The organism is Ruegeria sp. C12, from assembly GCF_056537745.1.
On sequence record NZ_JBQFSA010000019.1, the window covers coordinates 1 to 9,711 of the forward strand.

10 protein-coding genes and 3 pseudogenes are annotated in these 9,711 nt (G+C 50.9%); 6 read left to right on the top strand and 7 right to left on the bottom strand.

What is annotated here, in order from left to right:
* Positions 1-87: 87 nt before the first annotated feature.
* Positions 88-426: pseudogene (locus ACR0C9_RS21710) on the top strand (integrase core domain-containing protein); the annotation flags it as partial.
* Between the two features lie 75 nt (positions 427-501).
* The gene (locus ACR0C9_RS21715) at positions 502-702 is read left to right on the top strand and encodes a potassium transporter TrkG (RefSeq protein WP_480782049.1); all 201 of its coding nucleotides are present in this window, start codon (positions 502-504) and stop codon (positions 700-702) included.
* Positions 703-1,100: 398 nt separating this feature from the next.
* Here the strand turns inward: ACR0C9_RS21715 and ACR0C9_RS21720 are convergent, their stop codons facing one another.
* The 4 genes from ACR0C9_RS21720 to ACR0C9_RS21735 form a co-directional block, all read right to left on the bottom strand.
* A complete protein-coding gene (locus ACR0C9_RS21720; RefSeq protein ID WP_480782044.1) occupies positions 1,101-1,421 on the bottom strand; it encodes a hypothetical protein in 321 nt (106 codons plus the stop codon).
* Between the two features lie 101 nt (positions 1,422-1,522).
* Positions 1,523-2,911 carry a sensor histidine kinase gene (locus ACR0C9_RS21725; protein WP_170456849.1) on the bottom strand — a complete coding sequence of 463 codons (1,389 nt, stop codon included), beginning with the start codon at positions 2,909-2,911 and terminating at the stop codon, positions 1,523-1,525.
* Positions 2,880-3,557: a response regulator transcription factor gene (locus ACR0C9_RS21730; RefSeq protein ID WP_170456851.1), complete on the bottom strand. Its 678-nt coding sequence runs from the start codon at positions 3,555-3,557 to the stop codon at positions 2,880-2,882. The genes ACR0C9_RS21725 and ACR0C9_RS21730 overlap by 32 nt, the downstream gene beginning before the upstream one ends.
* Positions 3,558-3,669: 112 nt before the next feature.
* Positions 3,670-4,197 (bottom strand): roadblock/LC7 domain-containing protein, encoded by a 528-nt coding sequence (locus ACR0C9_RS21735; protein WP_480782045.1) that lies wholly within the window; start codon positions 4,195-4,197, stop codon positions 3,670-3,672.
* Between the two features lie 627 nt (positions 4,198-4,824).
* Here ACR0C9_RS21735 and ACR0C9_RS21740 point away from each other — a divergent pair.
* The 3 genes from ACR0C9_RS21740 (at position 4,825) to ACR0C9_RS21750 (ending at position 6,695) form a co-directional block, all read left to right on the top strand.
* Complete coding sequence (locus ACR0C9_RS21740) at positions 4,825-5,262, top strand: IS5 family transposase (RefSeq protein WP_480782050.1); 438 nt, start codon at positions 4,825-4,827, stop codon at positions 5,260-5,262.
* Complete coding sequence (locus ACR0C9_RS21745; RefSeq protein WP_480782051.1) at positions 5,249-5,821, top strand: GntR family transcriptional regulator; 573 nt, start codon at positions 5,249-5,251, stop codon at positions 5,819-5,821. Before ACR0C9_RS21740 ends, ACR0C9_RS21745 begins: the two co-directional genes overlap by 14 nt.
* Positions 5,822-6,011: 190 nt before the next feature.
* Positions 6,012-6,695 carry an IS6 family transposase gene (locus tag ACR0C9_RS21750; protein WP_480782046.1) on the top strand — a complete coding sequence of 228 codons (684 nt, stop codon included), beginning with the start codon at positions 6,012-6,014 and terminating at the stop codon, positions 6,693-6,695.
* A 108-nt stretch (positions 6,696-6,803) separates the two neighbouring features.
* Here the strand turns inward: ACR0C9_RS21750 and ACR0C9_RS21755 are convergent, their stop codons facing one another.
* The 3 genes and pseudogenes from ACR0C9_RS21755 to ACR0C9_RS21765 form a co-directional block, all read right to left on the bottom strand.
* Entirely contained in the window at positions 6,804-8,060 is a 1,257-nt protein-coding gene (locus tag ACR0C9_RS21755; protein ID WP_480782047.1) for a helix-turn-helix transcriptional regulator, read from the bottom strand.
* Positions 8,011-8,151, bottom strand: a pseudogene (locus ACR0C9_RS21760) (IS6 family transposase); the annotation flags it as partial. The pseudogene ACR0C9_RS21760 and the gene ACR0C9_RS21755, both read right to left, overlap by 50 nt.
* Before the next feature lie 114 nt (positions 8,152-8,265).
* A complete protein-coding gene (locus ACR0C9_RS21765; protein ID WP_480782048.1) occupies positions 8,266-8,721 on the bottom strand; it encodes an MFS transporter in 456 nt (151 codons plus the stop codon).
* A gap of 527 nt (positions 8,722-9,248) precedes the next feature.
* On the opposite strand from ACR0C9_RS21765, the pseudogene ACR0C9_RS21770 reads away from it, so the two are divergent.
* Positions 9,249-9,711 (top strand): annotated as a pseudogene (locus ACR0C9_RS21770) (hypothetical protein); the annotation flags it as partial.

Below are 9,711 nucleotides of genomic sequence, written 5' to 3' on the forward strand. Positions count from 1 at the left end.
CCGACGCGCTTGCCCAAACTGACGACGAAGAATATGAAAACAAGACCCGCAGACTCTCGTTATGAATGAGGGAGCCTCGGGGAGCAGGTCACGGCCGATTTGGCAGATTACCTTGGGGACAAAGGTATGGATCACGTTCGTGGTGCGCCACACCATCCGCAAACCCAGGGCAAGATCGAGCGTTGGCATCAGACCATGAAGAACCGGGTTCTGTTGGAAAACTACTTCCTGCCCGGTGACTTGGAACGGCAGATCACCGCATTCGTCGACCACTACAACAACCACCGATACCACGAGAGCATCGGCAACCTGACGCCCGCCGATGTTTATCACGGTCGCGGCGCGAAGATCCTGAAGATGAGAGAGGAGATCAAGAAACAGACATTCCGAAAACGCCGCTTGCAGCACCAATCCGCTGCCGCATAAACTGAAACAGAAATCGAACCAGAGCCTCCGTTACGAAACAGCCCAAGCTTTCCGAAATCTCTGACGACGGACACAATCGAGACCTCCTTCACTTCGGCCTGGACTGCTGTAGCTAATATTGGTCCTGCTTTTGGCCCAAAGGTGGAAAGCTCAGGCTCACTCGAACACTTTAGTCAAGCCGCCAAGTGGATCATGATATTTGGTATGATCGCAGGGCGTCTGGAATTGCTTTCATTGTTTGTGATGTTCACTCGACGATTTTGGGATCAGTGGTAACGGGTTGAAGCACCAACCAGCGATACGTTGCGCAACAACCAAATACAATGAATGGGTCGAGAGCCTTCTGTGTCTGAGCTTCCTATACGGCAACGGACATATTCTGGTGAAATCGCAGCGCCCCCCATTTAGAGGATTTGGGTGTTGTAAGGGGGGCGCTGCCTTGGCCGAGGAAAGCTTGCTTACGAGTGAGTGGCCCGCGTCTCCACGGTGCCGGTGACACCCTTTCGGAGGGGGTGCGAAAGCTTCCTTGACCAAGTGTACTAAGTGTATTGAACTAACTCGAACGATGTATCCAATGTGAGTGATAGAACTCTCACAGAACTTTCATCGAGTTTACATTTTAGAAATATTTCAACCTGTCTATCTCTCAATCCGTGAGCAAGGCGAGGTTGCAACTAACCTTTTTCACAGTGTCCGTGATCTTCGGTAGCAGTCGCTCCGTGAATGGATAATTCATAGGTCATGGTTGGAAAATGGAGGGCCAATGTCCAGACTTCGTCGGGTTTGATGTGGATGAAAGTCACCCCGTCAAGGCCATGTGCAACTGAGGCCTGGCCTTCTGATCCCTGAACAATCATGCGCGCTTCCGAGAGGTCTTCGTTCTGAAACACCTGAAGCTCCTCTCCGGATACATCCGATGTGCATCTGAATTCAGTTTCTTCGGCAGTGGCCGCGGATGCAGACATAATTGCTATCAAGATTATGGCTTTATTCATCTTTGTATTTCCTCGTTTTCTGGATTTGGATCTTTGGGTTTGAGTGATCCTGCAAGCGGATGGACCCAAAGGGAGGTGTGGAGTGTTTTTCCTTGGTGTACTCAACCGGTTGCGGGGGTTGTTCCAAAACTCACGCAAACCCTCAAACCCGGTTCATTGTCCTCCGCGACGACTATTGCCCCATGCCGTACTGCAACAGCCTTTACGAGGGATAAGCCAAGCCCGTTTCCCGCTTCGTTTCTGGTGCCGTCTGCCCTGAAGAATGCGTCAAAGATCTTGCTGATTTGAGACGGGGGAACGCCCGGTCCATTGTCTTCCACGACAAGCTCGACACAATCGAATTTGGCCATCAGTGAAATCTTGATCCAAGAGCCTGATGGGCAATACCGGAGTGAGTTATTTACAAGATTGACGAGCAACTGCTTCAACATGTTTTCATCGCCTCGGATCAATACCGTATCGGCGTTATACTCTGCCGAGATGTGTTTATCCTCGTCTATCGCAACTGGATAGAAGGTTTCGACAATGTCTTCGACGATTGCGCTCAGGTTCACTGTCGCAAAGTGGTCCTTGTACCCGCCAGTCTCAATACGAGAAATTCTCAGGATCGTGTCGAAGACAGCGCTGAGACGTTTCAGTTCGCTTTCCAGTTCGTAAAGCGTTGGACGCGGGTCGCCGCCATACTCGACTTCGCTGTAGACCTGCTGCAACGCCAAAAACCCATGGGATAATGGCGTCTTCAGGTCATGGGCAATTGTGACGGCGGTTGTTTGCGTGCTGATGAGCAGGTTCGACAGCCGATCGAGGTGCCGGTTTATCAGACGGGAAACCCGATCAATCTGATCGTTTGCTTCTGAAATGGGCAGGCGAATGTCTGTGTCCCCTTTTGAGACAAGATCGAGGGTTCGCTCAATCCGCTGGAGTTTGCGATAGCTTTGCGAACTGACGTAGTATCCCAGCCCCAATACGGTGGCTGTTGTCGCGAGCGTCAATAACAACAATCCTTCCCAAAGCGTCGTCAAAGCTTGATTGAGTGATGTCAGGCTGCGGGCGACCACCGTGCGATAACCAAGATAGTCGGAGGCGTGAAGCAGGTAGACAGGAGCAGACCCACCGATCGCCACGAAATCCGGATCCACCTCATGCCAGCCATTTGTATCGGGTACTTTCGCGACAGATCCGGCGAGTGCCGAATTGTGTTTGTCAAACAGCGCGATCATGTGAAGCCCTGATCGATTGGGACTGTTCAGATGCTCAATCGCCCGCTGAACTGCGTCTGCGCCACCGTCCAACAGTATCTCGTGAAGCAGAAGTTCTTCTTCAAGGATTTGTTGTTCGAGGTTAAGGCGAAGCCTATCTTCTAGCGCCAGATAAGCCGCGTACCCGAAAACGGCAGTGATGATCCAGACCACCAGCGCAGCGTAACAAGCTGTCCGGAACGGGGCACCTGAGAAAATGCTAGCGCGGTCCATGAAGACTGTATCCAACATTTCGAGACGTATGCAGAAGAGGCGTATCAAAAGGCTTGTCAATCTTTGATCTCAGCCGGCTGATATAGGTCTCGATCACGGTCGAATTCGGGTCGAAATTGTAGTCCCAGACTTGTTCCAGAAGCATGGTGCGGGTCACGATCCGTCCTGAGTTTCGCATTAGAACTTCAAGAAGCGAGAACTCACGCGGCAGTAATTCTATTGTCTGATTTTGTCGTTTGACGACCCTGCTGAGCAAATTCATTGAAAGATCGTGAACGTGAAGTTCAGTCGTTGTAACTCCGGCAGAGTGGCGCTTGATAATGCTATACAAGCGCGCAAGAAGTTCGGAGAAGTGAAAGGGCTTTACAAGATAGTCATCGGCCCCCTCAGTCAGCCCCTCAACTCTATCCTGAACATCTCCGATCGATGTGAGGAACAGAACAGGGGTCTGTCTTTTAGCCGCTCGCAGGGCTTTCAGAACGGAAAGACCGTCCATTCCCGGCAACATTCGATCAAGGATGATGGCGTCACAGTCATTGTACAAGCAATAGGAAAGGGCATCCCGACCATCTTCATACCACTCCACACTGAAGCCGTTGGCTCGCAGGCCCGAATTAACAAAATCAGCGGTCTTTTTGTCGTCCTCTGCAATGAGTATTTTCACTCTGTGCCCCTCCAAATTAGCCAGTACCTGTTCCAAGAAAGTGACTGAACCAAACGTAGAATAGACCCAGCCACATCAAGATGGCCGAGTCCATTTGGCAAATGGCTGCGGATCAGAGGCTCAGTGTTTCCTCGACCGCTTTGACTTGCAACCGTGCCAAGCCCAGGTTGGCCGACTTCTTATCCAATGCGACATACACAAAAATATTGGAGTTTTTTTCCAACGGACGGACAAGATGAAACTGCTTGCCCAGCGTGATTAGAATATCTTCGATAGAGTCGTTGAGCTTCAGAGCTTCGATAGCCTGCAGTTTTGCGCGAACCACTTCAACGTTAGCCGCACCGGCTGTTTCGAGATCGATCTTGGAGCCGCCCTCCGTGCCGAGTATGAGGCCCGTATCGCTGTCGACGAGACAGGCCCCCAACAGTCCTTTGATTTCACCGAGTTTCGAAATGTCTAATGACATGATTGGCTCCTTTTTTGCCTTGGATTGGTTTGTCTGACCCATATTCGGTTTCCGGGGGGCCGGACGGTTCAGATCGTTTGCGGGTGGAATTGTGATGGTGTATTTCTGAATCAGGCCGACCTTTTCACCGAATCTGGATATCACAGAGACCACGTTGCCTTTGGGCTTTGACATAAGTTATCCAATCGCCGTGGTTGTTGGAGTGGTGGCGTGAAGCGCAGCTCCGCCCTTTCGGACCACCTGAGCGCGGCGGAACAGCTGGTCGACCAGTGGGTCATCTAGGCTCGGGAGGATTTTCGATCTTTGCGCAGCACCGCACCTCAAACATTGCGTAGACTTCGAAACTGGCATGCCTGGCTTTCGTGAGCACCTGCTGGCTTTATCTATGAACTTCAGTGCTGTAACGGTGGCGAAGGTGAAATATTGGGCGTGGCCAACCGAAGCAAAAAACGCGTTCTCTGCATCAAAGAAGAACGCGAACCACAGATGCCCGATTTCGAAGATGACACTTGCCAGCCCGGATATCACTAGACTCAGCATTAGACCCCCGCCTCGTTATTCAACAATCAAGCGGTTATCAGAGCGCTGGGGGCTTTAACTGACTTTTCAGTAAACTTAAAAAGTTGCAAGGTTTCGGGCATTCAAAATCGACAAATTGACCTTCGGCAATCACGATACAAAAAAGTTTGAAACGCGTTCCCGACATTTGGCACTCTACATAAATGTGCGCTTTGAGAGCGACTTGCCGAATGCGACCGCCGCAGCCAGCAATGTCGGCAATGGGCTCAACGCTCCCACCCCATCTTCCCCAAAACTTCGCAGCACGCCCCGTATCAACAGTTTAGGGTCTACAATGCCCTAAATGCCGCTGGGCTGCCTATGAGAACTGACATCACACCCGGCCAGACATCGGACTATCTTGGATTTGATCGGGTCATGGACGACGACCTGCCAGAGCCAGTCGTGCTGCTAGCCGACAAAGGTTACGATGCCGACCGTATTCGCGCCGAACTGCACAACCGAAACATTCGACCGGTGATCCCAATGCGAAAGTCTCGAAAGAGGCGCCTTGGGTTGGATTGGCATCTCTACCGGCTGAGAAGCCTGGTCGAGAGATGCTTCAACAAACTGAAGAATGCTCGGCGCGTGGCAACCCGCTATGATAAAACAGCCGAAAGCTTCCTCGGCTTCGTAGATATCACTTCGATCCGCCTCTGGATCCGCCATTTGTCAACATGACCTAGAAGGTCTCCGTCAGCCTTACTCAGCTAGTACATCGACATTGCGCGAAACTTTAAACCGCTTGGCTAGCGAGGGTTTTGTTGAAGCTCAGGACCAGCGCGGATTCTTTGTGACACCTGTTTCTGACAAAGATCTCATCGAAATCTCGAATCTTCGAGTGCTACTAGAATGCCACGCTCTTAGGAAGTCGATTGAACTTGGCGACACAGATTGGGAGGGTAATCTTGTCGCTGCACATCACAAATTGCACCGAATGGAGCAATTGATGTTAAGTGGGGACGACAGCCAAAGAGAAAATTGGAAACGATACGATTGGAAATTTCACAAAGCCCTGATTCAGGCGTGTGGATCACAAAATTTGTTATCACTTCATGCGGTGATTTTTGACAAATACTTGCGATATCAAATGCTTGTCCTGACTTGCCGCGGGGAGGAAGCCGTCGAAGAGCACAGACTTATGTTTCAGGCAGCGTTAGACCGGGATGACGAACGCGCGGTTCAGGTCCTAAAGGATCATATTGAAAAGGGTCTTGAACACACGCTCGCAGCACTTTGACAGGATTTGCCGCAATCTAAGGTCTTTATTGAAGGAAATGCTGGCTTACGTACTTGTTGCCTGAGTAACAAAAACGAGCAAATGATTAGCACTATCTCCGGATGTGTCGCAAACTCTGGGGTTTATTTGACGAGCCTGCGTAATCTGAGGTTTGTACTCATAGAATAGTTTTCGAACAGGTTGTTTGAGCATGATCTCATTGAAGGGCTGTCATTTTCCCAAGGACTCAGTTTTGTACGCTGTGTACTTCTATCTGCGGTACACGGTGCCCTATCGTGATTTGGAAGAGATTATGGCCGAACGCGGCGTGCAGGTGGACCACGCTACACTTAACAGGTGGGTTGTGAAGTATTCACCGATGATCGCCGCGAGCGCGCAATCGAAGAAGCGTTGCTGCGATCGATCCTGGCGAATGGACGAAACCTACGTGCGCGTCAAAGGCGAATGGGTCTACTTGTACCGAGCTGTCGACAAACACGGTAAGACCCGTGATTTCATGTTGTCTGAGCGTAGGAAACGTCCAGCGGCCGCCAGGTTCTTTGCCAAAGCGCTATCGACAAATGGAATCCCGAGTAGGATCGTCATCGACAAAAGTGGAGCGAACGCGGCGGGCATTCGAGAGGTAAACAAAATCCTTAATCGGTTTGGTTGCCCAGCCAAAATCCAAACGGTCAGGTCCAAGAATTTTAATAACCTGATCGAGCAGGATCACCGGTTTATCAAGCGTCGCGTGCGGCACACGTGCAGGTTTAAATCGTTTAGATCCGCTTCGGCTACTCTGGACGGTATTGAGGTCGCTAACATGATCAGAAAGAGGCAATTCTCCAGCACTACGAGATCTGGCTTTCGGCAATTTGCCGAGATCGCAGGATGAGTGCGTCCAGTAAATCGTTACTTTGGCCAATCCAAAAGTTTGCGACACATCCGTATTGGTAGTATGTCGAATCACCTTGTTGGAGTAGTGTTGCAGTAAGCCGCCGGCTCACAGATGACGAGCAGAGATTTCTTGATCCTCACTGATTCCCAAAGCGCTTATTAGTTTCGTCGCTGAGATGCTGAAATTCTCTGCCAACGTCTCTATCGTAATCGGTTTGAAGCCATTCAGATTTCGTATTTGACGTCCATCGCTAATTGACAATGCTCCGTGAACCGCCCCCCTCCAACGAACAATGCCACCCAGCGACATCTGGCTGACCGTATCAACAATCTCCAAGACTGGTTCTGCAAAGTATTCGGACCATTCCAGCACACCAAGAGCGACAGCACGTCCTGTAGCTTGTTCGATACTGTCAGCCATTAATTTCGTTAAAATCGAATCGCGCAACACCCTGATTGTACCAAGAGATACGTCAAAAAATGTGCTGATACCTTTGGGCGAGAAACCCTTGGCCAACATTCTGAGAACTTTCATTTCATTTTCTGAAAGGGGATCGATGGGTAGTATCAAGCGAGTGTCGATAGCATCCAACGTTAACAAATGTATGACTTGGGCTTTCTGGCGGAGATTTGGAAGTATACTCTCTACAAACCTTGGCCATTCTCCAGCTCTATGGTCGGCGGTTACAGAAAGCTGACCTCTGATCCCGAAAACGTCTATTACGGGAATAGAAAAGCCAGACGTTCCAATGTTTAACAGAGCAGCGGCTTTGAAAAGACCTTGATATTCGGGTTCGTCTGAATACACAGACCAGTCTGTTGGCGCGATCGTTTTTGCGCCCAGTTTGACGATAGGATCAAGTTCCGCGAGGTTGTGCCCTATATAATAGTCAACCCACTTCTTCGGGTAAGTTGTAAATCCATACACAACCTTGTTGTTTTTGTCGATATGCGCATATGAGGCGTTTCTTAAAGAGAATTTCCGACAGATCCCGCGTAATAGTGTGTTTCCGCTCAGGCTATGATCGAAATTAATTTCACCTATATCGGAGGTGTCTGTACTTGTCATTCCAATGCCCAGAAAATCGTATTGCAATATCAGATCTATTTTGCCTCTTCTTGCACTGTCTAAATATGAACCATGACGAGAATTGGACCGGTAACTTACAAAAATGACAAGTACCGGATGTGGAGTAAGCATAGCACATCGGTCACGACGGATTTGGGAACAAAGTCCAGTTTGACGAAGCTCTGGCACCAGAACGCGGATCATCCCGCCGCTACCGAGGAAGACTATCTCACCGCCACTCTCAAGCGCGCCAAAGCCAGTGTTTTTCACCGCAGATCGTGAGCACAACCTCATCCAAATGCCATTTATCGTTCGGCCGCGGCCGATCCCGCCTAATACAATCCGCAAAGTGTGGACCAAAACGATTAACCCAAAGCCGGATTGCTAACATCGCAGCCGTGCGTCATGTCGGTGCCAAAACAGGCCCTCAGTAGCAGAGAGGCTCATGCAACGGCAACGGAAAGTGGTTGGGGCGGCCAAATGGTTATATGCGCAAGTCTCAGTGGGATCGCTCGGAGGCTTTTGGGGCAGTCGTCAGGAACAGGACAAACGAAATCGCCGCAGCAAATGCAGACAGTGTCAGGGCCAGTTGGTAGTTGTGATAACGATCAATCAGCAATCCGGCAACGGAAGGGTCAAGAAGCCCGGCGGCGGCCCATGTGGTGAAGATGCGCCCATAGGCAATCGTACCCTTAGCCGCGCCAAAGCGCTGGGAGATATAGGCTGGATAGGTTGCAATGGTTCCGCCATAGGTGAACCCGATGATCGCCAACCCGATCAGAGTCCTCACTGATTGGAGCGCAATTGCCATTGTCAGCAGTGCAGCGGTCGACAGAACAACAAGGCATGTCAGAACAGGCCGCCCGCCTATCCTGCCAGTCAGCACGCCTCCCAGAAGGATGCCGACTATGTTGGCCGCTGCGATCAAGATAGGTGCCGCGGTGATCCAGAACATCCCGCTGTCACAGCGCCGAAATTGCTGAGCCAGAGGCACATCACCTGCCGCCCGACGCCTTGGGATACGTGGCTCAGGTTTTTAGTGTCAGGGGCATAGATCATACGTGACTGCGCAAGCGTCAGGGCGCTCAATGCCGATATAAGCAGCAGGCAAAACGTTAGAAACAGCAAAGCCTCCATTCAGGTTGTTTGCAAACCTGCAATGGCACACCGAGGCCAGCTGGTGTGTCTACACCATCACAACCGGTCACTGTGGCGGTTTATACCGCAAGCCAATCTCCTCTAGGCGCAACTGCATGTCCTCGTTCGATAGGACTTTGCCTTCGTCCACAACCAGAAATAAAGCCGATGCGTCCACAACCTTGTCCGCCGGAGGATTTGTGTTAATCGCACCGTCAATTCTTGACTGATAACCTATCGCGGTTCCCAACCCGGCTTTGAGTGTGGCCACCACAACATCCATCCAGGTGTCTGCCGTGATATCAACTTTGTAGCCGTGGCACTCCTCGCCAACAGCAGCAGGCGATGGGCTATGATCGTGCCGCCATCGCTTCAAAGAGCTTCGACATCGAGGACCAGGCCAACCGCCGTGTTGACGAACATGCGGCGCAACAAGATCTGGTCGAAGAACTGAAAATCGAATTGGAGGCTGCGGAGCGGTCGGGGGAGCCGGTTGATCTGAACGATATGCAGGCTTTGGTTTCTCAGCACATGAACGATGCTCAGGAATACGACCTGTATCACCCCTACTATTCGTCCCTTGCGGATCTGTCCGGCGACAAAGGTTTTCAGGATTCCGACGACTATCAGTCGCCCGGTGATCGCTATGTTCAGTATATGCAATCCGCTCTGGGTCAGGCCGGTTTCGAGAATTACGAACAGCAGACCAAGGACATTGTGAACTCCATCGAGAACATGGAGGCTCTTGCACGAGAGGTCGAAGATCCGCATCTGCGTGCTGCAATGGACGTGCAGATCGGAGAGCTGA